General features: G+C 42.3%; 22 protein-coding genes. 19 read left to right on the top strand and 3 right to left on the bottom strand.

Annotated elements, in window-relative coordinates; genetic code table 11:
• The first annotated feature begins 1 nt into the window (after window position 1).
• The 18 genes from mshL (at window position 2) to tldD (ending at window position 21,155) form a co-directional block, all read left to right on the top strand.
• The gene (gene mshL, locus CXF93_RS20350; RefSeq protein WP_101064328.1) at window positions 2-1,615 is read left to right on the top strand and encodes a pilus (MSHA type) biogenesis protein MshL; all 1,614 of its coding nucleotides are present in this window, start codon (window positions 2-4) and stop codon (window positions 1,613-1,615) included.
• Window positions 1,615-2,511, top strand: coding sequence for an ExeA family protein (locus CXF93_RS20345; RefSeq protein ID WP_101064327.1), 897 nt, complete (start codon window positions 1,615-1,617; stop codon window positions 2,509-2,511). The genes mshL and CXF93_RS20345 overlap by 1 nt, the downstream gene beginning before the upstream one ends.
• Window positions 2,508-3,653, top strand: a complete 1,146-nt coding sequence (locus tag CXF93_RS20340) for a tetratricopeptide repeat protein (protein WP_101064326.1) — start codon at window positions 2,508-2,510, stop codon at window positions 3,651-3,653. The genes CXF93_RS20345 and CXF93_RS20340 overlap by 4 nt, the downstream gene beginning before the upstream one ends.
• Window positions 3,653-5,599 carry a GspE/PulE family protein gene (locus CXF93_RS20335; protein ID WP_101064325.1) on the top strand — a complete coding sequence of 649 codons (1,947 nt, stop codon included), beginning with the start codon at window positions 3,653-3,655 and terminating at the stop codon, window positions 5,597-5,599. Before CXF93_RS20340 ends, CXF93_RS20335 begins: the two co-directional genes overlap by 1 nt.
• A gap of 22 nt (window positions 5,600-5,621) precedes the next feature.
• On the top strand, window positions 5,622-6,839 hold the full coding sequence (locus CXF93_RS20330) for a type II secretion system F family protein (RefSeq protein ID WP_101064324.1): 1,218 nt from the start codon (window positions 5,622-5,624) through the stop codon (window positions 6,837-6,839).
• 260 nt (window positions 6,840-7,099) lie between these two features.
• The gene (locus tag CXF93_RS22440; RefSeq protein ID WP_101064323.1) at window positions 7,100-7,561 is read left to right on the top strand and encodes a type II secretion system protein; all 462 of its coding nucleotides are present in this window, start codon (window positions 7,100-7,102) and stop codon (window positions 7,559-7,561) included.
• Between the two features lie 170 nt (window positions 7,562-7,731).
• Window positions 7,732-8,232, top strand: coding sequence for a type II secretion system protein (locus CXF93_RS20320; RefSeq protein ID WP_101064322.1), 501 nt, complete (start codon window positions 7,732-7,734; stop codon window positions 8,230-8,232).
• On the top strand, window positions 8,219-8,785 hold the full coding sequence (locus tag CXF93_RS20315; protein WP_101064321.1) for a prepilin-type N-terminal cleavage/methylation domain-containing protein: 567 nt from the start codon (window positions 8,219-8,221) through the stop codon (window positions 8,783-8,785). The genes CXF93_RS20320 and CXF93_RS20315 overlap by 14 nt, the downstream gene beginning before the upstream one ends.
• Window positions 8,785-9,600 carry a type II secretion system protein J gene (locus CXF93_RS20310; RefSeq protein ID WP_101064320.1) on the top strand — a complete coding sequence of 272 codons (816 nt, stop codon included), beginning with the start codon at window positions 8,785-8,787 and terminating at the stop codon, window positions 9,598-9,600. The genes CXF93_RS20315 and CXF93_RS20310 overlap by 1 nt, the downstream gene beginning before the upstream one ends.
• A complete protein-coding gene (locus CXF93_RS20305; RefSeq protein ID WP_101064319.1) occupies window positions 9,590-10,021 on the top strand; it encodes a PilX N-terminal domain-containing pilus assembly protein in 432 nt (143 codons plus the stop codon). Before CXF93_RS20310 ends, CXF93_RS20305 begins: the two co-directional genes overlap by 11 nt.
• A gap of 236 nt (window positions 10,022-10,257) precedes the next feature.
• On the top strand, window positions 10,258-11,298 hold the full coding sequence (locus CXF93_RS20300; RefSeq protein ID WP_017221686.1) for a rod shape-determining protein: 1,041 nt from the start codon (window positions 10,258-10,260) through the stop codon (window positions 11,296-11,298).
• A 58-nt stretch (window positions 11,299-11,356) separates the two neighbouring features.
• Complete coding sequence (mreC, locus tag CXF93_RS20295) at window positions 11,357-12,256, top strand: rod shape-determining protein MreC (protein ID WP_101064318.1); 900 nt, start codon at window positions 11,357-11,359, stop codon at window positions 12,254-12,256.
• Entirely contained in the window at window positions 12,253-12,735 is a 483-nt protein-coding gene (gene mreD / locus CXF93_RS20290; protein ID WP_101064317.1) for a rod shape-determining protein MreD, read from the top strand. The genes mreC and mreD overlap by 4 nt, the downstream gene beginning before the upstream one ends.
• Before the next feature lie 38 nt (window positions 12,736-12,773).
• Entirely contained in the window at window positions 12,774-13,391 is a 618-nt protein-coding gene (locus CXF93_RS20285; RefSeq protein ID WP_101064316.1) for a nucleoside triphosphate pyrophosphatase, read from the top strand.
• 16 nt (window positions 13,392-13,407) lie between these two features.
• Window positions 13,408-14,883 carry a ribonuclease G gene (gene rng / locus CXF93_RS20280; protein WP_101064315.1) on the top strand — a complete coding sequence of 492 codons (1,476 nt, stop codon included), beginning with the start codon at window positions 13,408-13,410 and terminating at the stop codon, window positions 14,881-14,883.
• 1 nt (window position 14,884) lies between these two features.
• The gene (locus CXF93_RS20275; RefSeq protein WP_101064314.1) at window positions 14,885-18,814 is read left to right on the top strand and encodes a YhdP family protein; all 3,930 of its coding nucleotides are present in this window, start codon (window positions 14,885-14,887) and stop codon (window positions 18,812-18,814) included.
• Window positions 18,814-19,698 (top strand): carbon-nitrogen hydrolase family protein, encoded by an 885-nt coding sequence (locus CXF93_RS20270; RefSeq protein WP_101064313.1) that lies wholly within the window; start codon window positions 18,814-18,816, stop codon window positions 19,696-19,698. The genes CXF93_RS20275 and CXF93_RS20270 overlap by 1 nt, the downstream gene beginning before the upstream one ends.
• Before the next feature lie 8 nt (window positions 19,699-19,706).
• On the top strand, window positions 19,707-21,155 hold the full coding sequence (gene tldD / locus CXF93_RS20265; protein WP_101064312.1) for a metalloprotease TldD: 1,449 nt from the start codon (window positions 19,707-19,709) through the stop codon (window positions 21,153-21,155).
• Between the two features lie 139 nt (window positions 21,156-21,294).
• Here the strand turns inward: tldD and yjgA are convergent, their stop codons facing one another.
• Window positions 21,295-21,846, bottom strand: coding sequence for a ribosome biogenesis factor YjgA (gene yjgA / locus CXF93_RS20260; protein ID WP_101064311.1), 552 nt, complete (start codon window positions 21,844-21,846; stop codon window positions 21,295-21,297).
• A 125-nt stretch (window positions 21,847-21,971) separates the two neighbouring features.
• On the opposite strand from yjgA, the gene pmbA reads away from it, so the two are divergent.
• A complete protein-coding gene (gene pmbA / locus CXF93_RS20255; protein ID WP_101064310.1) occupies window positions 21,972-23,312 on the top strand; it encodes a metalloprotease PmbA in 1,341 nt (446 codons plus the stop codon).
• Window positions 23,313-23,422: 110 nt separating this feature from the next.
• Here the strand turns inward: pmbA and mgtE are convergent, their stop codons facing one another.
• Window positions 23,423-24,781, bottom strand: coding sequence for a magnesium transporter (mgtE, locus tag CXF93_RS20250; protein ID WP_101064309.1), 1,359 nt, complete (start codon window positions 24,779-24,781; stop codon window positions 23,423-23,425).
• Between the two features lie 152 nt (window positions 24,782-24,933).
• Window positions 24,934-25,797: an RNase adapter RapZ gene (rapZ, locus tag CXF93_RS20245; protein ID WP_101064308.1), complete on the bottom strand. Its 864-nt coding sequence runs from the start codon at window positions 25,795-25,797 to the stop codon at window positions 24,934-24,936.
• Window positions 25,798-25,933: the final 136 nt, after the last annotated feature.

Here is a 25,933-nt window from a genome sequence, read left to right as displayed (position 1 = left end):
TATGAAAAAGTTGTATCTTGCAATTATTTTAAGTGTATTTCTATCGGGTTGTGAAACAACGCGTAGCCCACTTGAGCCTGTTGCGATCAAAGAGTCCATTCAAGCAGAACTCGATCGAGCCGATGCCCAAGCGCAAGCTTGGACTGTGCCGGATGATGTTAATGCTGAATTATTGCCTGATTTTGAGAGCAGTGATGCGTTAAACCGTCCTGTTGTCGAGCCGCGTATGGATATTTCGGCAAAATCGGTAACCGCGCGTCAATTCTTCGGGTCTTTACTAAAAGGCACGAAATATAATCTGACTGTGAATCCTGATGTGTCGGGTCGTGTTACTGTGGTGCTCAATGATGTCACCATTGCTGAAACCATGGATGCCGTTGCGGATATGTATGGCTATGATATTAAGCGTCACGGTAATACCTACCGTGTTAATGGTGCCGGTGTTCGCACTGAAATCATCCCAATGAACTATTTATTGATGAAGCGTAATGGTTTATCAAACAGCTCAATTAGCTCGGGTTATTTAACTGACAATGGCTCGTCGAGCAGTTCTTCAAATGATGATAATAGCTCATCTGACTCATCGTCGTCATCATCAAAGAGTGCTGGCACCGAGATATCAACGCAAACGGATACCGATTATTGGGCTGAATTAGAAAATACCTTATTAGGCTTAACGGCAAATCAAGACGATACCCAAGTCATTATTAGCCCACAAGCGGGTTTAGTGACTGTACATGGTTATCCAAAAGACATTCGTAAAATAAAAGACTTTCTTACTAAAGCGGAGCAGCAATTACAACGCCAAGTATTACTTGAAGTGAAGATCATGGAAGTAACATTAAATGATGGCTACGAACAAGGTATTGATTGGAACGTAAATAATGCCAATGTAGCCACTGATTCATCGTTTAGTTTTGGTATTGATAATGTCGCTGATGTTGTCTCTGGTGGCGGGGTCTTAACTTTAGCGGGTAATGACTTTAGTGCTGCCATTAACTTGCTGAAAACCCAAGGTGATGTCAACGTATTATCAAGTCCACGAGTGACGGCGCTAAATAATCAAAAAGCGGTGATTAAAGTTGGCACGGACGAATATTTTGTCACGGGTTATACCACCACGACATCAACAGAAAACGATACCACAGATCAAGATATCGAATTAACGCCATTCTTTTCCGGTATCGCCTTGGATGTGACTCCGCAAATCGATAGCGAAGGCGGGGTGTTATTGCATGTCCATCCATCGATCATTGATGTTAGTGATTCGACTAAAACGATCTCTGCCGCGACGGATATCGTCTTACCGTTAGCGAAAAGTGATGTGCGTGAAACAGATACAGTGGTGAAAGCTAAAAGTGGTGAGATCATTGTTATTGGTGGTTTGATGAAAACCGCCAATAAAGACTTAGTGGCTAAAATACCATTCCTCGGTGATATTCCTTGGTTAGGAGAACTCTTTACCAGTCGTTCGCAATCAGTACAAAAAACAGAGTTAATTATTTTAATCAAACCTATCGTTGTTGATCAAAATACCTGGCGTTTAGAATTGGAACGTTCGGCTGAGTTGCTGGAACAATGGTATCCAACTGAATCAAAAAATGAGCAAGGGTAATGTATAAAGCTCATTTTGGTTTGACCGAAGTACCGTTCGGTCTCACGCCTAACACGCAATTTTATCATCCCTTAGTCCCGCATTTTGAAGCGCTGCAAGTATTGACGACAGCGCTTGCTAGCGGTGAAGGTTTTATTAAAGTTACCGGTGAAGTAGGGACAGGGAAAACCTTAATTTGCCGTAAATTGCTCAATGAGCTTGGCGAGCATTATGTGATTGCTTATTTGCCGAATCCGTATTTAACGCCAAATGAAATGCGCGCCGCTATTGCCAGTGAATTAAGTATTGATACCAGTTTAGATCAACAGCAATTAACCCAAGCACTGAATCATCGTTTAATTGCGTTATCAGGCGAAGACAAACAAGTGGTGTTGTTAATCGATGAAGCGCAGATGTTGCCGCATGAAACGTTAGAAGCGTTGCGTTTAATCAGTAATTTAGAAACAGAAAGCAAGAAGCTTATGCAGGTGGTGTTGTTTGGTCAGCCAGAATTGGATGTACGTTTAAAACAAGATGATTTACGTCAATTACGTCAGCGTATTACTTTTTCTTACCAACTTAGACCTTTACTTACCAATGAAACGGCTAGCTATGTTGAGCATCGCTTAACGGTATCAGGCTATCGCGGTGCGCCGCTATTTGAAGCCAAAGCATTACGATTATTACATCAGGCCAGTGGTGGTATTCCGCGTTTAATAAATATCTTAGCGCATAAATGTTTAATGCTGAGTTATGGCCAAAATGTGCGAAATATTAGTGCCAAGTTAGTCAAGCTGGCAATAAAAGATACCGACAGTGCCATTCAGCCACGTAATCTTCGCTTGCCTATCATGGTGAGTATTTTAGTGATTGAAATATTTTTAGTTATTTGGTGGTTTGGGGAGTCAATGCTGTGAGTGTTATTAATCAAATGCTAAAAGGCTTAGATAAAGAGCAACAACAAGCTATGGTTGAATCGACTGGCGCTGTTATCGTTGCAGCGCCTAAACGTCATAATAAACTTGTGATTACCTTGTGCTCTGCCATCGTTATTTTTGCTGCGTTAGCAGGCTATTTTTTTGTGCAAAAACAAAGTCGCGCAGAGAACGTGAACGGGCAACAGAGAGTGACCTCATCACCAGTAGGTGCTGAAGAGGTTATAGCGAGTGACGAGCAGATGATCAGCGAAGAATTAGCGTCCCAGCTAGTGCAAAAGCCGATACTTATTGAACCTGAACCTGAACCTGAGCAGGCTAAACCCTTTGTCCGAAAGCCAGTGATAGCTAACTCAGCGGTTGCTCCAGTGACAGCAGAGACAAAAGTTGTCGTTGCTCGAATTGAACCGCCGACACCAGTAAGGGTTAAACCGAGTCCAGTAACTGCACCGAAAAAACCAATTCAACAAGTTGTGCCTGTGACGCCTGCTGCGCATCCTACAGCACCTGCAGAAGATGAAGTCGTTATTAAAACGGTAACAAGAACGCCTCTACAGCAAGCGCAGTTATATGCCAAGCAAGCTGAAGCCGCGTTATTGGCGGGTGACAAAGCAAACGCGAAGAAACTCTTTAGCAAGGTATTAAGCTTTGATAAACAGCATGATTTAGCGCGAGAGAAATTAGCGGCACTGTTATATGGTGAGCAGCGTACGCAATCTGCGGTTAATTTGTTGCAAGAAGGTTTAAGTGTATCGCCTGAATATACTAATTTCCGCTTAATGCTGGCACGTATTTATCTCAAGAATAACAATAAACAACAAGCTTATTATTATCTCAAACCGCATCAACCTCAGGTTGCTGGTAATGTTGAGTATTATGCGATTTTGGCTGGTTTAGCGCAAAGTCTGGATGATTTAGATACCGCGTTAGTGGCTTATAAAAAACTTACCGTTCATGAACCTAACCGCGCAAAATGGTGGTTAGGACTGGGTATTACTGCAGATAAAGCCAAGCAAGTGGGATTAGCGCTAAATGCTTACCACACAGCCCAAAATATGGGGCAGTTATCTGCGTCTTCACGTAACTATATCAATGCACGAATTACCCAGTTGGAGAAACAGTAATGGCACAATTAAAATTAAAACAACGACTGGGTGACTTACTTGTTGGTGAAGGCATCATCAGTGATGAACAGCTCGGTTTAGCATTAAAAGAACAGCGCAGTAGCGGCCGTAAGCTTGGTGCGACATTAATTCATCTCGATTTTATTACTGAAGAGCAACTGCTGAACTTTTTATCTCAACAGTTGGAAATTCCATTTTTAAATATAGCTACGCTAAATATCGATCCGCAAGCGGTACTTAAGTTACCGGAAGTACATGCTCGTCGACACCGCGCATTAGTGGTTAAAGCCGACCATGAGACCTTGACCATTGCCTTAAGTGATCCGGCAGATTTGAATGCGGTGGAAGCGATATCAAGTTTCTTATCCTCGTATCAACTCGAATTTGCGATTGTGCGAGAGAGTCAGTTATTACCAGCGTACGATCGTTTGTACCGCCGAACCAAAGATATTGAAGCGTTTGCTGGTCAGCTAGAAGATGAGCATAGACCAGCGCAAGAATTTGATATTTTTAAAGATGTCGACGATGCCTCTAGCGAAGCTACGGTGGTTAAGTTTCTTAACTCGGTGTTTGAAGATGCGGTGCAAGTGGGCGCTTCGGATATTCATATTGAACCTGATGAAAAAGCCTTACGTATTCGTTTACGTGTGGATGGCGTGCTGCAAGAGAATATCTTGAATGAAGTCGCGATCGTACCTGCGTTGGTATTACGGTTAAAGCTAATGGCCGGTTTAGATATTTCCGAGAAACGCTTACCGCAAGATGGCCGTTTTAATTTAAAGGTTCGTAATCAATCGATTGATATCCGTATGTCGACGATGCCGGTGCAATACGGTGAATCTGTGGTGATGCGTTTGCTTAATCAAGATTCAGGTATTTTCCAGTTAGAAAGCACCGGGATGCCTGCAGACTTAATTAAGCGATTACGTGGTTTGATCCGCCGTCCGCATGGCATGGTATTGGTAACAGGCCCAACAGGTAGTGGTAAAACCACCTCGTTATATGCCGCCTTGAGCGAGCTAAACGAACCCGGTAAAAAGATTATTACCGTGGAAGATCCGGTGGAATACCGTCTACCACGGATCAGTCAAGTGCAGGTAAACCCTAAGATTGGTTTAGACTTTGCGCATATTCTACGTACTTGTTTACGTCAGGATCCGGATATCTTATTGGTCGGCGAAATGCGTGACAAGGAAACCGTCGAAATTGGTTTACGTGGCGCCTTAACTGGACACATGGTGTTATCGACACTGCATACCAATGACGCGATCACTTGTGCATTGCGCTTAATGGACATGGGTGCGCCGGGTTATTTAATTGGCGCGGCATTACGTGCTGTTGTTGCTCAGCGCTTAGTACGAAAATTATGTAACCAGTGTAAAAGTAGCCATGAACTGACCAGCAGTGAACATGCTTGTTTAGAGCGGATTGGCAATGAATCATTCGGCGAGGAACATTTTTATCGCAGTGTTGGTTGTCAAAGCTGTAACTATACCGGCTACCGTGGCCGTATCGGTGTATTTGAGTTATTAGAACTGAATGATGCTATGGGTGATGCATTACGACGTGAGTCGGCGGCAGAATTTGAGGCGGAAGCGCGTAAGAGCAAACTCTATCGTCCATTGGTATTATCAGCGCTGGATTTTGCCAAGCAAGGCTTAACCTCTATTGAAGAAGTATTAAAACTGGCAGATGAAGTGGTTCTTGATGATAATCACGGTGAAGGTAATAGTAGCGGTGAAGATGACCGCAGTGGCGAACATGAATTCAGTAATGATAACAACCATGTTACCAGTGTTAGCGCCAATGAAACCGCAGTTTCTGATACTTTAGGGGCTAATATCGCCTCGCATGTTCGGGAGTTAGACAAGGTCGATAATGTTGATATTGAAAATATCTTACGCTTGGTTGAAGTGGTTAGATCGATGGACCGTAGTGGTCAGTAAACAGGATTGTTAAGGTTAGCCAATGCCAAATTTCACGTATAAAGGCCGCGATAGCCAAGGTAATGCTGCTTCTGGTAAACAGGATGCGCAGAATCAAGATGCCTTAGTGCAATCGTTAATGGCTAAAGGTATTACTCCCACCGAGATTAAAGTGGCGAGCAGTAACAGTAATAATATTGATCTCAGCCAGTTGTTAACACGCAGTATTCCACTTGCCGAGTTGGTTATTTTTGCCCGTCAGATGTACTCGCTTACACGAGCGGGTATTCCGATGATCAGGGCGATTAAAGGACTCTCTGAATCGAGTTCACATGCCAAGCTTAAAGACGTGCTTAACGATGTGGTTGTCCGTCTAAACAGTGGTAATACCTTATCGGCATCAATGGCGGCACATCCGCATGTATTCGCCTCTATCTTTGTGTCCATTGTGCGAGTGGGTGAGAATACTGGTCGTTTAGATGATTCATTTTTACAAATCGCTAATTATTTAGAATTAGAAATGGATACCCGACGTCGTATTGCCAGTGCCGTGCGTTATCCTATTTTTGTATTGATCGCTATTTCAGCCGCGATGGTGATCTTGAATATTTTTGTTATTCCGACGTTTGCCAATATGTTTAACAAGTTTGGGGTTGAATTACCTTGGGCGACGCGAGCATTACTGGCTTCATCGGCATTTTTTGTTAATTATTGGCATCTACTTATTGTTGCGGTTATTGCCAGTATTATTGGCTTTAAATATTACATTCAAACCGATAAAGGCAAGTTACGCTGGGGACTGTTTTATATTCGTATTCCCATTGTTGGTCCGGTAATTGAAAAAACCTTGTTATCACGTTTTGCGCGCAGCTTTTCATTAATGTTAAAAGGTGGTGTGCCACTGAATAACAGTTTGTCATTGGTGGCATCAACGGTTGATAATGCTTGGATGGAAGTGCGTATTTTATCGATGCGTGCGGGTATTGAAGAGGGGAAAAGCCTGACGATCACGGCTAGTGAAAGTGGCATGTTTACTCCGCTTATTTTACAAATGATCTCGGTGGGTGATGAAACGGGTCAAGTCGATGACTTATTATTAGAAGCTGCACAGTTTTATGAGCGTGAAGTGGATTATGAACTGCAGTCGTTGACCGCTAAGATTGAACCGATATTGATAGGCATCGTGGCTGTAATGGTATTGATTCTTGCTCTGGGTATTTTCGTACCTATGTGGGACATGATGGGGGTGGTACAAGGTTAGTTTGACACTACCACTATGGTATTATCTAGTGTGAAAACGATATAATCATGCTTATTGTTTTGTTAATTACAATATGAAATGTTATAGACGGACAGAATGTTGTGATTAAGCGACATTTATGAAAAAAAACTAGTGAAATGGTACATTTTTTGGCATAGTATCGAAAAATATACTATTACGTACATTAATGTAAATTAGGTGGATATCCTACTAGTTATATATTCATGTAATTTATACTAAAAACAGCTTTTGGAGCTAAAATGAAAAGAAATGCAGGTTTTACACTAATCGAATTAGTGATCGTAATTATTGTTCTAGGTATCTTAGCTGCCACTGCTGTGCCGAAATTTATCAACCTTCAAGATGATGCTAAAGTAGCTGCAATGAAAGGCGTTGAGTCTGCTCTACATAGTGCTGCTAATATCGTTTATTCAAAGTCTGCAATTGATGGAACTGAAACTTCATCTGATTCTGCAGTATCAGATGCTGGTGCGACTATTGAAACTATTTATGGCTACCCTGAAGCAACTGATGCTGGTATTGGCGCATCTGTTGAATTAAGTGGTTTTAGTTCGACTGATGCTACAGCTAGTGGCGGTCTTGCTACTTTGATATTCTGGAATGGAAATGCGTCTTCAACCACAGATACTTGTGTGACTTATACGCAAGCATCTAAAACAGTGCGTTATGCTATAGTAAGTGGTAAATGTCCAGCAAAGTAATTTACTAAACATTAATAGGTTTCCCTATTATTGATTTGTAAAAAGCTTACTTCGGTAAGCTTTTTTTATATTTTCAATATAATTTAGTAATGTATTATTATCAATGCTTAATATGAAAATCGTTTAAAATCAAATACCCACAACCATTAAGCCATCAGGTACGATAGCATATGTTTAAAAAATCAGGCTTTACCCTCATTGAGCTGGTCATTGTTATCATCCTTCTCGGTATTCTCGCCGCGACTGCGATCCCCAAATTAATTGGTAATGATGGCTTTGAGGCGCAAGCCTATCGTGACCAACTGCAGCAATTATTAAAAACCGTACAGCAGCAAGCTATGAGTTGTGATGCGGCATGTCGTAGTACTCGCACGACTAATCCTTATGCTTGTAATAAAGTACTTATTGAAGCTGAACGTTTCGGTATACCTTCTAATTGTGATGATAAGATCTTAACTCCACTTAAGCTACCAGTGGTATTTAATCCACCCCAATTAGGCATGAGTAAAGCAGAGGCTGATAGTAGTGGTATTAAATTTAGTGAGCATAAGATTGAATTTAACTCTCGTGGTGTCGCCAGTAGCTGTGCTGGCTGTGATATCAGTATTTTCGGCGATCAAACATTAAAAATCCGTATCGAATCTCAAGGTTATATCCATGAACAAGGTTAACAATAAGCAACGCGGCTTTACCTTAATTGAAATTGTTGTCGGCATCGTGGTGTTGGCGGTAGCGCTGACTATTGTGACAGGGGTGTTCTTACCACAAGCCAATAAAATGACTTCGCCTATGTACCAAATAAAAGCGACGGCCTTAGGTAAAAGCATCATGAACCAAGTGCTTATTCGCTATTATGATGATGTGAATGCCCGCAGTAATGGCGCTATCCGATGTGGCCAAGTTATTACTGGTGAAGTGACTGTTGCGTGTAGTACTAGCTTAGGGTTAGATACTGGCGAGACTAAAGCCAGCCCAAATGCTTTTAATGATGTTGATGATTATCATATTTATTGTGATGACCAAACGGATTATGATCCAAAAACTGCACTAGGATTTTTTACTGATGAATATCCTGGCTATGGTGTTCGGATTTGTGTTTCATTAGCTGCCGATAAGTTTGGTGGTAGTACCGGTGAAAACCATGTCGCGAAGCTAATATCAGTGACCATATACATGCCTAACAATGAAGAGGTTACGCTGACTTCATTTAAGGGCAACTACTGATGTCTAATGCCCTTAAGCATAAGCAGCTAGGTTTTACTTTAGTTGAATTGGTGACTGTGATCATCTTGTTAGGTATTGTAGGTACCTTTAGCAGTCGTTTTATTAGTGATAACGTCGTGCTTTATCAAACTTCAGTTAACCAAAATGAGCGTCTTAATGATGCGCGCTTTGTAATAAATCGTATGAGCAAAGAGCTGGACTCTACAATCGCGTTTAGTGTTACTCAAACTCCTGCTATAGCAGGGAATACGTGTATCCAATTTGTGCCTTTTACTGCAGCTGGTCAGTATCTTAATAGTGTGCTGGATGAACCTATGACGTTAATTATGGATAAAGAAACCAGAGATTTAGACGATCCAAATACCAATGATTTCCAAGGCCAATACATGAGTGTTCTCACCACTGATGCGAGCGATTTTTATTCTGTGCCAAGCGATACCTTTGCTGAAATTGATGCTTATATCCAAATCCCAGTATCAGGTGCTAAATCAACTCAGGCCGATATCACGTTGCTATCGCCACTAGTAAGAGACTCTGCTGTCTCGCGTTATTTTATTGCTGAAAAGAAAGTACAATATTGTTTAACGCAAATTGGTGATGCTATGCGCTTATCTCGTAGTGAGGCAGCGTTAACTTCTTCGGTTTACCCGCTTTCTGTTTTAATGGTAGATAACTTAAGTATTGGTAGTCGTATGTCATTAACCAATGCAAGCCAATTCAGTAATGCTATTTTGGAGTTAAATTTTAATTTCTTATTACGTGATGGCAGTGCAATCAAATTTGAACATCAGGTGGTTATGACCAATGTCCCTTAATCATATGCCGAGTAAACGCAAGCAACAGCAAGGCAGTATGTTGGTGATCGCTCTTTTTATTATTGTGGTCATTTCATTATTAGCTGCCTCCTTGAGTCGTATTTTAAGTTCGACAGCCGATAGTGTTGCTAATGAGGTGTATAGCGCTAAGGCTTATTATGCTTCTGACAGTGGTATGGAATATGGGATTTATCAGGTATTGAGCAATGGTTTAGTGTGTACAGCGTTTCCAGGCAATGACCCTATTACTGGTTTTGATATTAGTACAGAAGTTGGATTTGAAAATTGTAGCGTGAGTATTGATTGTCAGACTATTGATTTACCTGATGGTCGCTCGCAATATTATCTAGTATCAACGGGTACATGTGACGGTGGTAAAATTGTTGCAGAGCATAAAGTAGAAGCGGCAGTCACATTATAAAGTGGGCTATTAAATAGCGCTAGACCTGCGGCTTTAACATATGCGAATGCACCTAAATGGTTATCCTCAGTAAACATCGAATTCGGCTTTTTTCGTGGTAATGATCGAGTTATTTACCGTCGACGGTTAAATTAATAGTGAGTCCGTCATAAAGTCTGATAAACTTGCCACATTCATTGCGCATTGGTAACGTTAACCGATCTTGCAACATTTTACTTTTAGGAATGCCCATAACTATGTTTAAGAAGTTAAGAGGCTTATTCTCTAGCGATTTATCAATCGATTTGGGAACAGCAAACACTCTCATTTATGTTAAAGGTCAAGGTATTGTTCTTGACGAGCCTTCTGTTGTTGCGATCCGCCAAGAGCGTGGTGCAAACAAGAGTGTGGCTGCCGTTGGTACTGCAGCAAAGCAAATGCTAGGTCGTACTCCTGGTAATATCGCCGCTATTCGTCCAATGAAAGATGGCGTTATCGCTGACTTTTTCGTGACAGAAAAAATGCTACAGCACTTTATTAAACAAGTGCATGACAATAATTTTTTCCGTCCAAGCCCACGTGTTCTCGTGTGTGTACCATGTGGTTCAACACAAGTAGAGCGTCGTGCTATCCGTGAATCTGCACAAGGTGCTGGTGCGCGTGAAGTATTTTTAATCGACGAGCCAATGGCAGCAGCGATTGGTGCTGGCATGCCAGTATCTGAAGCAACTGGTTCTATGGTTGTTGATATAGGTGGTGGTACTACCGAAGTGGCAATCATCTCATTAAACGGTGTAGTTTATTCTTCATCTGTTCGTATTGGCGGTGACAAACTTGATGAAGCAATCATCAGCTATGTACGTCGTAACTACGGCAGCTTAATTGGTGAAGCAACTGCCGAACGTATTAAGAAAGAAATTGGTTCTGCTTATCCACTTGATGAAGTTGTTGAAATTGAAGTACGTGGCCGTAACCTTGCAGAAGGTGTTCCGCGTAGTTTCATTTTAAACAGCACTGAAATTTTAGAAGCATTACAAGAGCCGCTATCGGGTGTTGTGAGTGCAGTAATGACAGCCTTAGAGCAGTCTCCACCAGAGTTAGCGTCGGATATTGCTGAGCGTGGTATGGTGCTAACTGGCGGCGGCGCATTAATCCGCGGCCTTGATCGTTTATTACTTGAAGAAACCGGTATTCCAGTTGTTATCGCTGAAGATCCACTGACGTGTGTGGCTCGTGGCGGCGGTACGGCATTAGAAATGATTGATATGCACGGTGGTGATCTGTTCCATTACGATTAAGCCCTGATTAATAATCCTATAGGATGGTGGACGCGCCATCCTTTGAGAATACCATCTAATGAAACCTATTTTTGCTACCTCAACATCTTTACAACTGCGCCTATTCCTTGCGGTTATCGCCTCTTTCTCATTAATTGTTTTTGATTCAAAATTTGATTCATTTTCAAATGTGCGACTTTATCTCAATACCGCTGTCTCTCCGCTAATTTATGCTGCAGATATTCCCAGTGAAATGCTTAAAGGTGTATCAAATAACGTTGTCAGCCGCCGAGATTTAAGAAAAAAAGTGGCAGAACAAAAAGACAAACTATTCACTCAGCAAGTTCAGTTGTTGGAATTTAAGCACCTAAAACAAGAAAACAAACGTCTCCGTGCCTTACTTAACTCCCCCGTCCACTCTGACCAGCGCAAGTTAGTCGCTGAAATCATTACGGTTAATTCCGATCCGTTTTCACTGCAAGTGGTGATTAATAAGGGCGCAATGGATGGTATTTATATTGGTCAACCGGTATTAAACGAGCAGGGTGTGGTCGGACAAATTGTCGATGTAGCAGCAACATATAGTCGGGTATTACTGATTTCTGATATTAGCCACGGTATTCCGGTGCGGGTACAGCGTAATGATATTCGCGCGATTGCCAATGGTGGCGGCGAACTCAATAGCCTTAATCTACCCTATATGCCACACAGCACTGATATTCAGGTGGGTGATGTATTAGTAACGTCAGGTCTTGGTGGGGTATTCCCAGAAGGCTATCCTGTTGCCACAATTTCTGAGTTTACTTATCAGGTTGGTCAGCCTTACGCACAAGTTGAAGCGAAACCTGTTGTGGCATTAGAGCGGATACGTTATGTGTTATTAGTTTGGGACGATGAAGATAATTCAATCGAGTTAGATCCTGAAATCATAGATGCTAATCAAGATGAATTAGAAACAAGCAAGGAGAAGGACCTATGACGTCTGCTAACGGTCGTTTTAAATTAATCCTGACCTTAATTCTGGCATTATTACTGACCGCGTTACCTGTTCCTGAACCGCTTGATAGCTTCCGACCTGATTGGGTGCTATTGGTGCTAGGTTATTGGTGCATGGCGTTGCCGTATCGGGTGAGTATTGGTTATGCTTGGCTCACCGGGCTAGCGTTAGACTTATTATTAGGCGCTCCCTTGGGTATCCACTCCCTGGCCTTGTCTATTGTCATCTATATCATCGTCATGAATCATCGCTTGATCCGCAATATTTCGTTATGGCAGCAAGCCTTGATTGTCGGCTTCTTAACGATGCTTAATAAGCTGATTATATTCTGGGCTGAAAAATTACTTTTCGATATCTCAATAACACCGATGTACTTATGGTCAATCCTAACCACGATGTTAATATGGCCATGGATATTCTTGATTTTAAGGAAGATTCGTCGTCAATTTGCGATTAGATAGTGGCCTGAAGATAGCTTAATTGAATAGAAGATAATAAGATGAAACAGAGTAATATGTATTTAGCGTCGCAGTCTCCACGTCGCCGTGAGTTATTAACCCAAATAGGTGTTGAATTCTCGGTATTATCCGTCGATGTGGAAGAGCAACAACAAGTGGGTGAATTAGCGCCTGATTATGTGTCACGTTTAGCGCGTGATAAAGCGCAAGCGGGAGTTGCTGCGCTAATTAATACTAACCCAACACAGCTAAGCGCTCACGCAGTCGCTGAACCTGTGGTGTTAGGAGCGGACACCATAGTCGTCTATGCCGGACAAGTATTAGAAAAACCGGTAGATGAAGCGGACTCTGCACGCATGTTAAGTTTATTATCCGGTCATGAACATGAAGTGATGACCGCTGTGGCACTTGCCGATAGCACGCGTTGCTGGGTCGAGCTAGTGACAACGACGGTACAGTTTAGAGATATATCAGCGATTGAAATGCAGGACTACTGGCGTACGGGTGAACCACGTGATAAAGCTGGGAGTTATGCAATCCAAGGTATTGCCGGTAAATTTGTCAGCCATATAAGCGGTAGTTATAGCGCGGTTGTCGGTTTACCATTAATGCAGACCGAGCAATTAATTCAAGCCTTTAAGGCAAAGCAGAATAAGTAACGAAGGGCTAAAGAATATGGGTATAACGACAGAATTATTAGTAAATGTTACCCCGAGCGAAACACGTGTTGCCTTGATTGAAAATGGCATACTACAAGAAATACATGTAGAGCGAGAAGCGAAACGTGGCATCGTGGGTAATATCTATAAAGGTAAAGTAAGCCGGGTATTACCGGGCATGCAAGCTGCATTTATTGATATTGGTCTTGATAAGGCTGCATTTCTACACGCATCAGATATTGTACCGCATACTGAGTGTGTGGCACCGGGTGAGAAGAAGCATTTTAAAGTTGCTGATATTTCGCAGTTAGTACGCCAAGGCCAAGATATCACCGTACAAGTAGTGAAAGATCCAATGGGCACTAAAGGTGCGCGTCTGACTACCGATATTACCTTGCCGTCACGTTATTTAGTCTTTATGCCGGGCAGTTCGCATGTTGGCGTATCACAACGTATTGATTGTGAAGAAGAGCGCAGTCGTCTAAAACGTGTCACTGAAGCGCAGATTGATGAACTCGGTGGTTATATCATTCGCACTGCCGCTGATGGTGTTGGTGATAAAGAGCTTGAGCAAGACATTGCTTACTTAAAACGTCTATGGACCAAAGTTTTGCAACGTAAAGCGACGAACCCAAGCGCGAGCATGTTGTATCAAGATCCGTCTTTGGCATTTCGTATTATTCGCGATTTTGCAGGCGCACCATTAGACAAGATCAGGGTCGATTCACGTTTGGCTTATGCTGAGCTATGTGAATTTACCGAATCGTATGTACCAGAGCTAGTCAGTGCGTTAGAACCGTATACTGGTGAACGTCCAATCTTTGAAATGTACGATGTTGAAAGTGAATCGCAACGTGCGCTTGAACGTAGAGTAAAGTTAAAGTCGGGTGGTTATTTAATTATTGATCAGACCGAAGCGATGACCACGATTGATATTAATACCGGTGCTTTTGTTGGCCATCGTAACCTTGAAGATACGATTTTTAATACCAATGTCGAATCTACTCAGGCGATAGCACGTCAGCTGAGGTTACGTAATCTTGGTGGTATTATCATTATCGACTTTATTGATATGCAAAGTTCTGAACACCGCCGTCGAGTGATGGAATGTTTGGAATCAGCATTAAGCCATGATCGCGCTAAAACTAATACCCATGATTTCTCGGCATTAGGCTTAGTAGAAATGACCCGTAAACGTACGCGTGAATCATTAGAACATGTATTATGTTCTGATTGCCCAACGTGTGACGGTCGTGGTTCGGTAAAAACAGTGGAAACGGTATGTTATGAGATATTCCGTGAAGTAACCCGGGTTAATCGTGCTTACGATGCTGATCAGTTTAACGTTTATGCATCTGTTGCAGTTGCGGAATACATTGTAAAAGAAGAGTCTCACAGTATTGCTGAATTAGAATTATTCATGGGTAAACAGGTTAAAATAAAACCTGAGCCACAATACTTGCAAGAGCAATTTGATGTGGTAATGATGTAACGTGGTAAGAACTCGAAATTGGCTAAGAAGGTTTGGTAAAATATGCCTGTATACTTTTGCCTGCTTAGCGGTTTTTTCTGCCGTTTCGATTAGCCTGTTACGGGCGAGTTTACCCTATCTGAATCAATATCATGATCGAGTGATTGATTGGCTGGTGGCTGATCAAGCGGTGAGTATTGAAGTTGCAAGTATTGATGCGGGCTGGTATAAATTCGGCCCGGTATTAATTGTCAATACCTTAGATGTGAAGTTTGATGAGTTAGTACCGTATGATTTTGATGTTGAACGCATCAAGATCAGCATTGATTTTTGGAACAGTGTATTAGAAAGAAAACTACTGCTCGATAATCTGATCTTAGATGGTGTGCAGATAAAACTACCCATTTCTCCGTTTCAGAGTGCTGATGAAAAAGACGGAAAACTTGCTTCCCCTGAATTAACCCGCCTGCTTGATGTTTTTTTTCGTCAGCTTGCGCACTTCGAATTAACCAACAGTAATCTACGAGTATTAACCCCTGCTGGTGAAGAAAAAGTCATTCATATTCCAGAGTTTTCCTGGTTAAACCAAGATAATCGTCACCGCGGTGAGGGCAGAGCCTATATTAATGATGATATCACTGATAATAATCTGCGCATCATGGTTGATGTCACCAGCGCCCGAGATGATTTAACCAATGTCAGCGGTCAGATTTATGTACAAGCCGAAAACATGAGTCTGTCGAATTGGTTTGAAAAGGTATTATTTAAACGCGAAGGTTTAAAGCAAGGCGCTGTCAGCTTTGAAAGTTGGATTGATATTGTTAATAATAAACCAACATCAGCGTTATTACAGTTACAGCCTTCAGCGTTTACTTGGAAAAGCGGCAACCTACAGCAAAACCTGAATATTTGGGGCGGAGAATTGGAGTGGCAGTTAACTGATTCGGGTTGGCAATTAGATAGTCGTGATTTAGCGCTGGTGACCAATGGTATTATCTGGCCACAGTTAAACTTACAAGTAAGGCAGCAAGACAGTGATTTGTTTGCTTTCGTTAATCAAGTTGAGCTATCTAAACTCGCCCCTATTGTCGCCTTGTCACGTCATGTTGATGAGGCCTTATTTAAGGATCTAAAAACCTTATATCCACATGGTCTCGTGCGTGACGTTAAGGTTAAGATCCCATTGCAAGATTGGACGCAGTTACGTTATCAGCTAAACGTGGATGGTCTACAGTTGCAAAGTTGGCAAGGTTTTCCCGCTATTGATAATGTCGATATCGCGGTGAGCGGTAGTTTAGATGCCGGTAAGATCAGTGTCGATATGCAGGATACCTTGTTAGACCTTTCTGAGCATCTTGAGCATAGTATTCAGGTTAATCAATTTTCAAGTGACTTAACTTGGTATCGCTATGATTATAGCGATACTGATGCTGATACGAATACCGCCGCTGAAAAAACGTTTACTGGCATAGAGGTCCGTGCAGATAAGGTATTTGTTGATACCACCGAGTTAGTGCTCGATAGTCAGTTCTTATTAGATATTCCGACTAATGCGCCGCCATTTCTTAGCCTTGCCGGAGATTTGCAGCTACGCGATGCCAGCAAAGCCTATTATTACTATCCCACCGCATATATGGGGGAATCATTAATTGATTATCTCAGGGGGGCGTTAAAGCAAGGTCATGCTGATCATGGTCAAGTATTGTGGTTTGGTGAATTTGCTAATTATCCTTATGCTCAAGGTGACGGCATCTTTGAGACCCGCTTAAATGTCGTTGATGCTGAGTTTAAATTTGATCCACAATGGCCAACCCTGACTGAATTACAGCTCGAATTACTATTTCAAAATGATGATTTATTTATGTCATCGCGACAAGGTAATTTGGATCAAGTTGCGATATCGGCAGTGGACTTACAGTTACCGAGCTTAGGTGATGTGCAAGCACTCGGGATTCAGGCGCGATTTACCACTACGGGAAAAAAAGCCAAATCTTTGATTGATTTAAGTCCGTTGCCTGAAGTTAGCGAGGTATTGAACAGCTTACAAGTCTCTGGTGATATTAACGGGGAAATTGATATTGTCCTGCCGTTTACCTATGATGATCCGGTTATTGTCAGTGGTGATATTGGTTTAATGAATGACAGTATTTATCTGTCTGCACTGGATCTAACCTTGACGGATGTTAACGGTAGTTTTAAGTTTGATGATGCCGGACTGTTCTCCACCCCGTTAACCGCCAAGTTGTTTGATGAACCGTTAAATGTCAGCTTTAGCAGTGGCCAGCAAGACAGTAACTATCAAGTCAATGTGGACCTTGCGGGCAATTGGGCTAGTAAGCAGCTAATGAAACAGTTCATGCCTGGATATCAGCAGTACGTGTCTGGTGATGTGAACTGGAAGGGCGCATTAAACATGGTTTTCCCTGAACAGGGTTTTAACTATGAATTTGATCTGCAGAGTGATTTACAGAGCGTAACATTAGATTTACCTATGCCGTTGGCAAAGTCAGCCTCGCAGGATTGGCCAACGGACTTATCTGTGGTTGGTAATGATAAACAAGCCCATATTCAGCTGAATTCGCCTGATGTTATCAATTTTTCTGGTCAGGTTAATTATGCCGATGAAAAATTAGCACTGATCCAGTCTTTAGTGCAGATAGGTCATGCAGATGAGTTGCTGAGCAGTGATGCCGCAAATGCAGTGGTGGTGAATGTCGATAACCTGGATATTGCCGATTGGCAGTCGTGGTACAGCGGTTTACCGGACAGTAACTTAGATGTCAGTAGTACTGTTGCACCCTTGTCTTCGATTACCGTCGATGTGGCTAATACCGTTTATTATCAACAGCCTTTGGCTGACTTAAGCGTTGTCGCGACGAAAGGTTACCGTAACTGGGGCATAGCGCTAAAAGCGGATGAATTTAATGGCAATATCGTTATCCCTGAAGTGGGGGATATTAATATCGATTTTGACTATTTATATTTACCCGACTTAGTGTTTAGCGGTGATGAGAATAGTAATGCGACAACCGAAAAAACCGCCGATAACTCACCATCAACCGCGCTGGTTTGGCAAGATATACCGAGCTTTAACTTTAATTGCGATGCCTGTATTTTAGGGCAAATTAATTTGGGGCAAGCATCTGCTAAAGTGACGAAGAGCAACACTGGGCTGAGTTTAAAATCCCTTGATGTCGATATGGAACACTCGACGGTAGCGATGACTGGTCGCTGGTTTACGGATGAGCAAGGGAAGCAAGCAACACAACTACAGGGTCAATTAAATACCAAGAGTGTTGAAGAATTTATGACGGGCCTAGGCATGATTAGTCCGTTAGCTAAGACCCCTGCAGATGTTGATTTTAGACTTGCTTGGCAAGATCAGCCGTTAAGTTTTGCTGGTGATTCCTTAAATGGCAGTGTGACGATAGCAACTAAAGCAGGACGGATATCGAATGTCAGTGATAAAGGCACTCGGTTCTTAAGTGTGCTGAGCTTACAGTCATTAGTGAAGCGCTTGAGTTTAGACTTTAGTGATGTATTTAATGATGGTTTACCATATTCTTCCATGCAAGCATCGCTGCAGATTGTTGATGGTGCGATTAATAATAAAGATTTTTTACTTAATTCCAGTAGTGGTAAAATAACAGGTAGCGGTTATATCGATTTAGTCACGGATACCATAAATTATAATTTAAGCTTTTTTCCCGATGTGACCTCAAGTTTACCGGTATTGGCCGCCTTTGCGGTAACGCCAACGACCGCATTGGCTGTGTTTGCGTTATCCAAGATCTTAGAACCGGTGGTGGAAGTCATCACCGAACTTAAGTTTAATGTCAGTGGCGACTTTGCTGATCCCGTATTTACTGAAGTTAAGCGTAATCAAAAAGCCATCACTGTACCTGACAAATTACTTAATGAAACTGAGTTGAAAACTACAAGGGGTAAGTAATGCAATTAGTGGCAATACAAATGAACTCTGGGGCGGACATCACTGCTAATCTCGCTTACGTAGCGACACAGTTGGCGCTGGTGGATTTTGCAATTAAACCCACACTGATCTTACTCCCCGAGAACTTTGCATTATTTTCCCATCGTGACGATTATTTAGCGCACGCAGAGGTATTAGGCCGAGGTCCGGTACAACAACAACTCGCCGATTGGGCTCGACAGTACCAGTGTTGGCTGGTTGCCGGTTCTTTCCCTATCCTTAGTGATATTGATGAACGTATTTATACCTCTAGTTTAGCATTTGACCCGAATGGGGAATTGGTGCAACATTACCACAAGATCCATTTGTTTGATGCGCATGTTCCGGCTGTCTCTGTCACCACGAATGATAACCAAGCTAAAACGGTCTTTAAGAAAGAGTTAAACAGCCAAATTTATAAAGAGTCAGATAGCTTTATTGCCGGAGATCGGATTGCGACCTTTAGCGTCGGCAATATAACTTTTGGCATGGCGATTTGTTATGACTTACGCTTTCCGGGATTATTCCGTGCACTCAGTGCTGCCAATGTTGATGTGTTATTAGTGCCTGCAGCGTTTACTTATGCGACAGGTAAAGCCCATTGGTTACCCCTGTTACAAGCCAGAGCAATTGAAAACCAATGCTACGTCATAGCGGCGAATCAGGTGGGTGAGCATGGCCACAATCGTCATACTTGGGGGCACTCTGTTATCTTAGACCCTTGGGGAGATATACTGTCGCAACAAACCTCGGCATGCGGTATCAGTTGTGCGCGATTAGACAAACATAAGTTAGTACAAGTACGTACTGACATACCTATTTTACAACACGCACGCTTTACGGCGAGCTTGAAAAATAAAGAGTAATAGCCCTAATGAGATTTGAACAAGTCGAAAATTCAATTTTACTGCCCGCTGGTTTAAACGTTGATCACCTGCAGAGTACACTGTCATTATTAATGGGTAATCAACTTGATTATGGTGATCTTTATTTCCAAGCTTGCAAACATGAATCTTGGGGTTTAGAAGACGGCATCGTTAAAGAAGGTTCGTTTAATATCGAGAGAGGGGTTGGCGTTCGTGCGGTATCGGGCGAGAAAACCGGTTTTGCTTATTCTGACGAGATCAGTTTAAAGGCATTAACCCAGTCAGCTAAAGCGGCGCGTGGTATTGCCGCAAGCGGTGGTGAAGGTAAAGTCAAAGCGTGGAGCAAACCACAAGGTAGCGAGATTTATCAGCCATTAGATCCATTAGCGAGCATGGAAAGACAACGTAAAATTGACTTATTACATGAAGTTGATGTGTACGCGCGTTCATTAGATTCACATGTTACCCAAGTGAGTGTCAGTTTATCTGCGGTATACGAAGAGATATTAGTTGCGGCAACCGACGGCACTCTCGCGACAGACATACGCCCATTAGTGCGTATGAACTGTTCTGTGCTGATTGAGAAAAATGGTAAGCGTGAACGTGGCGGTGCTGGTGGCGGTGGTCGTTATGGTTTTGATTACTTTTTAGATGATGTAGATGGTGTGCAACGAGCATTTAGTTATGCCAAAGATGCTGTGCGCCAAGCGTTAGTTAATATTGATGCCATTGATGCACCTGCTGGTGCCATGGAAGTTGTGCTTGGTGCTGGTTGGCCTGGGGTATTATTACACGAAGCGGTAGGCCATGGCTTAGAAGGTGACTTTAACCGTAAAGGTACGTCTTCTTATGCAGGTAAAATTGGCGAGCAAGTGGCATCGCCATTATGTACGATTGTTGATAATGGCACCTTAGAAAATCGTCGTGGTTCATTGAATATTGATGACGAAGGTACGGTAACACAAAATACTATGTTGATTGAAAAGGGTATTTTGAAAGGTTATATGCAAGATAAACTTAATGCCCGGTTAATGGGTGTTGAATCTACGGGTAATGGTCGTCGTGAATCATTCGCGCATTTACCTATGCCACGCATGACGAACACTTACATGTTACCTGGCGAGCATACACCAGAAGAAATCATTAGCACGGTTAAGAAGGGTATTTACGCGCCTAACTTTGGTGGTGGTCAAGTTGATATTACGTCGGGTAAGTTTGTGTTCTCTGCATCAGAAGCGTATTTAATTGAGAATGGTAAAATTACTACGCCAATTAAAGGCGCAACCTTGATCGGTAATGGTCATGATGCGATGCAAGATATCTCTATGGTCGGTAATGATCTGCAGTTAGATAAGGGTGTCGGTATCTGTGGTAAAGAAGGCCAGAGTATACCTGTTGGTGTTGGTCAGCCAACATTGAAATTAAACAGCATGACAGTCGGTGGCACTGGTAGCTAATTATGTTGCTCGACATAAAAAATGTCACGACTAACAAATAGCAGATAAAAATAAAGCCCTAGCAAGTATGTGATCACTTGTTAGGGCTTTATTGTTTGTACTGGTTAAATATTAAATGTGCCGAGATGGCTGATTAATATTATATACCGGCAATTTCACGTAGATGTTTAAAGATTTCTTTGCTTGGTTTCGCTGCTTTAAGCGGCTTTTCAGCTTTAAGTTCTTTATTCACTTGGCGAATAAGTAGACGTAATTTCTGACGGTCAGCATTTGGATAGGTTTCCAGTAATGTTGAGATCGCAGTATCACCACCGGCAATTAAGTTATCACGTACCATTTCTAGTTTTGCTAACTCAACCGTTGCTTGGTTGTACTTATTGGTGATCTTATCGTATGCCGCTTGGATTGGCTCAAGACCATCGCTGCGCATGATTTTGCACATGTACGATAGATGTCTGCTGTAAGCATCAGTACGTACAACAATTTTTCTTGCTGTGACGATTGCTGCAAGCATCTCTTCTGAAAAACCCATCTTGGCAATTTCAGCTTTACTGAGTAAAGCGATAGCGCCAGCGAGTTTCAGAGTCTTGGCAATTTCAATTTTGTTTTCTGCACGACTTTGATATAACTCGTCGTCTTCAGCGCGTCGGTAAGACTTTTCACTGGTAATATTTCGTTCTTTTACGCTCATAATATTCTTTTTCAAAACGATTGATATGTTAATTGTATCAGTTTATTGCTAATTGCGCAGTTGCTGGAGGAATTTTTATCGCATCATGGTATGCTAAATCCAGTATAACTAATAGAAACGAGCCCATGAACTTAAAACAGCAAATTACATTAGAACAAAATAAATTGGAATTAGCCGTTACTCAAGCACTCGAAATCGCCAAAAAAGCGGGCGCGAGTGACGCTGAAGTAGCTATTTCACGACAAACGGGTTTGTCTGTGAGTACGCGCATGGGTGAAGTTGAAAATGTTGAGTTCAACCACGATGGCGCGTTAGGTATCTGTGTATACCGTGGCCAACGTAAAGGTAATGCATCAACTTCTGATTTAAGTGAAGCCGCAATTCAAAGCACGGTTGCCGCGGCGTTAGATATCGCCTTACATACTGCTGAAGATGAGTTTGCTGGTTTGGCCGATCGTGAGCTGATGGAGTTTGCCCCGGCAGACTTAGATTTATGCCACCCGATTGAAATTAAGCCTGAGTATGCCATTGAGCAAGCGTGTCTAACTGAACGTCTAGCGTTAGCGCAAGATCCTCGTATTGTGAACAGTGAAGGTGCGTTTACCAGCCACACTAGTATTAAAGTGTATGGTAATAGTCATGGTCTAGTGAATGGTTATGCGAGTACCCGCCATAGCATGAGCTCAGTACTTATTGCTGAAGAGAACGGTGCAATGGAACGTGATTACGGCTACTCAATGGCTCGTGACGCAAGTAAATTGTGGACACCTGAACAGATAGCTACAGAAGCGGTTAATCGCACTGTAGACCGTCTAGGTGCGCGTAAAATTGATACTTGTAATGTCCCGGTGATTTTTCATCACGATGTTGCCAGTAGTTTAATGGGTCAATTAGTGATGGGCATCAGTGGCGGTAGCTTATACCGTAAATCATCATTTTTATTGGACAAGCTTGGTGAACAGATTTTCCCTGAGTGGTTGAATATCCAAGAACGCCCGCATATTAGAGGTGGCTTAGCATCCTCTATGTATGACGCTGAAGGCGTGCGTACTAAAGATTTGAATGTGGTAGAGCAAGGTATCTTAAAGAGTTACCTACTAACCAGTTATAGCGGCCGTAAATTAGGCATGCAAACAACCGGTCATGCTGGTGGTATCCATAACTGGAATGTCACTGGTAAAGGCGAAACATTAGGCCAGCTTTGTCGTCAAATGGGCACGGGCTTGTTAGTGACGGAATTAATGGGTCAAGGCGTTAATATTGTCACCGGTGACTATAGCCGTGGCGCGTCGGGTTTCTGGGTTGAAAATGGTGAACTGCAATATCCAGTACACGAGATCACCATCGCTGGTAACTTAACGGATATGTTCAAAAACATCGTTGCTGTGGGTAACGATATAGATGTGCGTAGCAGTATTTTAATGGGTTCTACACTGTTAGAGTCAATGCAGATTGCAGGTAATTAATTGCTGCTCGCCAGTGATATAGCCTAAACATTGCGTTAAAGATACAACAAAGCCTGTGTAATGATGACACAGGCTTTTTGCGTTATGGGCTTTTGCTTTGACTCGGACGGTTAACCGTAAACCAGTGTTGCCATGCCTAAGAAGGCAAATAAACCGACTACATCGGTAACTGTGGTGAGAGCCATACCGCCTGCTAATGCCGGGTCTATATTGTATTTTTTCATCACCAGTGGGATCACCACACCAGCCAGTCCGCCCATCGCCATATTAATAAACATCGCCCCACCAATGATCAGGCCCAGTGACGGGTCGCCTTTCCATAGCGAGACAATGATAGCGATAGAGATGGCCCAAATGGCGCCATTAAGAGCCCCAACCATGGCCTCTTTACCTATTAACCAACGGCTATTATCTTCGTTAATATGACCAACGGCCATACCACGAATCACCAGCGCTAAAGTTTGATTACCGGCAATACCACCCATGCTTGGTACTATGGTCATTAAAATAGCTAAGGTCGCTAATTGTTCTAAAGTGGCTTCAAACATATTCGATACGGATGCGGCGGTCAGTGCGGCAATTAGGTTAACCCCAAGCCAGAGTGTGCGGCGTTTGGTACTTTGTATCACGGGAGCGAAGGTATCTTCATCATCATCCATACCGGCCATGCCCATCATGTCATGCTCGGCATTTTCACGAATAATATCAACCACGTCATCAATAGTAATACGACCAAGCAGTTTCCCCGAATCATCAATGACAGGTGCAGAGATCCAATTATGACGCTCAAACAACTTGGCGACTTCGGAGGTATCCATATTGGCTGGTAATGTTTCAGCTTGGCGATCCATGATGGTATCGACCACACTGTTTAGATCTGTGGTGAGTAGCATCGCCAAAGATACATCACCCATTAAGCGATTATCTTTATCCACCACGTATAATGTATCGGTTGCTTCTGGTAGTTCTCCGCGTAAACGGATATAGCGTAAAATAACATCGACAGTGACATCTGGACGAAAAGTGATGGTATCAGTGTCCATGATACTGCCCGCAGTGTCTTCCGGATAGGCCATTGCCGCTTCTAGGCGATGGCGATCTTGGGTATCCATTTTCGAGATAACTTCTTGATAGATGCTATCTGGTAGACTACGGAGAATATTAGCCAAATCATCGGAATCTAAACCTTCAGTCGCTGCGACAAGCGATTCGGTATCCATGAGTTTGAGAATACTGGTTTTAGCATCTTCGTTGAGCTCGTCAAGGATCTCACCTTGCATTTCAGAATCGGTTAATCGCCATAGCAGTTTACGGCCTGCTGGTGGCGATGATTCGAGTAATAATGCGATATCACAAGGGGGGATCTGGTAGAGCATTCGTTTAACGTGAACAAACATACCACTATCAAGTGCTTCATTCAGTTCGCTTAAACGTAGGTGTGTGCTTTCATGCTCCATTTTTTCTGGCATATGTCGTCCCCATTCTTATTCTTTTGCTGCAAGACCTTGCTCGCAGGTGCTGCGCAATTCTAGCTTAATCTATATTTATAATCAGCATTAACAAGCGATACCATAAAATATAATAATAATTAACGGTATCGTTTTGTTAATGCTGAGAGTATTTAGCTAATTTTATGTTTGTTTTTTTCTAACGTTTGGTGACGCGTTTGTACTACTCGGTCTTGTAACTTAAAGCTTTTAGCGAGTTGTTCAGCGATGAATACTGAACGATGTTGACCGCCAGTACAGCCAATCGCAACGGTGACATAGCTGCGGTTATTTTTTTCTAATAGCGGTAACCAGGTGGTTAATAAGTTTTCAATTTGCATCGTAAAGCTCATTACCTCTGGTTGCTGACTGAGGTAATTAATCACCGGCTCATCGAGACCTGTGTAAGGTTTTAACTCTGGGATCCAATGTGGATTTGGCAAAAATCGTACATCAAAGACATAATCTGCATCCATAGGCAGGCCATGTTTAAAACCAAATGATTGAAAAACTAGGACTAATTGATTGTTTTTCTTGCCTAAAATACGCTCTTTTATTTGTTCGCTGAGCTCATGAATATTTAATTCAGAAGTATCGATTTTTAAATCAGCATGCAAAGCGATAGGACGTAATCGTTTTTCTTCTATTTCAATTGCTTGAGATAATGACAGCTCATCTTTGGTTAATGGATGCAGTCGTCTTGTTTCGCTATAACGCTTAATAAGCACTGATTTATTGGCATCAAGGAATAAACTGGTTAGTTCGGTGCTGGCTTTTAGCTCCGTAATGATGTCATTTAATTCTTGCTTATCAGTCGGTAGATTACGCACATCAATGCTGACTGCCATTTTTTCAGTTTTGGCATTTAAGGTTTGTAGTAGCTGTGGGAGTAAGGTGACTGGCAGGTTGTCTACGCAATAGTAGCCTAAATCTTCAAGTACCCGTAATGCAATTGATTTACCGGATCCTGATTGGCCGCTGACTATAATTAATTTCATATTTCATCCTCACATCTGCGCAGTTCATACACCATGACCTGAGCCAAAATTAGTTTGCTAATTTTAAACTCATGACGATATATAATAATGGGCTCATTATCCCGCAATTGATGTGGATATGATATGTTTTAATTAT

Source organism: Moritella sp. Urea-trap-13 (assembly GCF_002836355.1).
Lineage (GTDB): Bacteria > Pseudomonadota > Gammaproteobacteria > Enterobacterales > Moritellaceae > Moritella.
Note: the sequence above shows the minus strand (reverse complement) of the source record. Positions and strands in the feature narration are given on the sequence as shown.

What these genes read in the sequence shown, in the direction of transcription:
- CXF93_RS20270 (WP_101064313.1), top strand. Translation starts at nt 18,814, where the DNA reads ATGCAATTAGTGGCAATACAAATGAACTCTGGGGCGGACATCACTGCT.
- mgtE (WP_101064309.1), bottom strand. Translation starts at nt 24,781, where the DNA reads ATGCCAGAAAAAATGGAGCATGAAAGCACACACCTACGTTTAAGCGAA.
- mreD (WP_101064317.1), top strand. Translation starts at nt 12,253, where the DNA reads ATGACGTCTGCTAACGGTCGTTTTAAATTAATCCTGACCTTAATTCTG.
- CXF93_RS20300 (WP_017221686.1), top strand. Translation starts at nt 10,258, where the DNA reads ATGTTTAAGAAGTTAAGAGGCTTATTCTCTAGCGATTTATCAATCGAT.
- CXF93_RS20330 (WP_101064324.1), top strand. Translation starts at nt 5,622, where the DNA reads ATGCCAAATTTCACGTATAAAGGCCGCGATAGCCAAGGTAATGCTGCT.
- CXF93_RS20335 (WP_101064325.1), top strand. Translation starts at nt 3,653, where the DNA reads ATGGCACAATTAAAATTAAAACAACGACTGGGTGACTTACTTGTTGGT.
- rng (WP_101064315.1), top strand. Translation starts at nt 13,408, where the DNA reads ATGGGTATAACGACAGAATTATTAGTAAATGTTACCCCGAGCGAAACA.
- CXF93_RS20310 (WP_101064320.1), top strand. Translation starts at nt 8,785, where the DNA reads ATGTCTAATGCCCTTAAGCATAAGCAGCTAGGTTTTACTTTAGTTGAA.
- mreC (WP_101064318.1), top strand. Translation starts at nt 11,357, where the DNA reads ATGAAACCTATTTTTGCTACCTCAACATCTTTACAACTGCGCCTATTC.
- CXF93_RS20285 (WP_101064316.1), top strand. Translation starts at nt 12,774, where the DNA reads ATGAAACAGAGTAATATGTATTTAGCGTCGCAGTCTCCACGTCGCCGT.
- tldD (WP_101064312.1), top strand. Translation starts at nt 19,707, where the DNA reads ATGAGATTTGAACAAGTCGAAAATTCAATTTTACTGCCCGCTGGTTTA.
- mshL (WP_101064328.1), top strand. Translation starts at nt 2, where the DNA reads ATGAAAAAGTTGTATCTTGCAATTATTTTAAGTGTATTTCTATCGGGT.
- CXF93_RS20305 (WP_101064319.1), top strand. Translation starts at nt 9,590, where the DNA reads ATGTCCCTTAATCATATGCCGAGTAAACGCAAGCAACAGCAAGGCAGT.
- CXF93_RS20345 (WP_101064327.1), top strand. Translation starts at nt 1,615, where the DNA reads ATGTATAAAGCTCATTTTGGTTTGACCGAAGTACCGTTCGGTCTCACG.
- CXF93_RS20315 (WP_101064321.1), top strand. Translation starts at nt 8,219, where the DNA reads ATGAACAAGGTTAACAATAAGCAACGCGGCTTTACCTTAATTGAAATT.
- yjgA (WP_101064311.1), bottom strand. Translation starts at nt 21,846, where the DNA reads ATGAGCGTAAAAGAACGAAATATTACCAGTGAAAAGTCTTACCGACGC.
- rapZ (WP_101064308.1), bottom strand. Translation starts at nt 25,797, where the DNA reads ATGAAATTAATTATAGTCAGCGGCCAATCAGGATCCGGTAAATCAATT.
- CXF93_RS22440 (WP_101064323.1), top strand. Translation starts at nt 7,100, where the DNA reads ATGAAAAGAAATGCAGGTTTTACACTAATCGAATTAGTGATCGTAATT.
- CXF93_RS20320 (WP_101064322.1), top strand. Translation starts at nt 7,732, where the DNA reads ATGTTTAAAAAATCAGGCTTTACCCTCATTGAGCTGGTCATTGTTATC.
- pmbA (WP_101064310.1), top strand. Translation starts at nt 21,972, where the DNA reads ATGAACTTAAAACAGCAAATTACATTAGAACAAAATAAATTGGAATTA.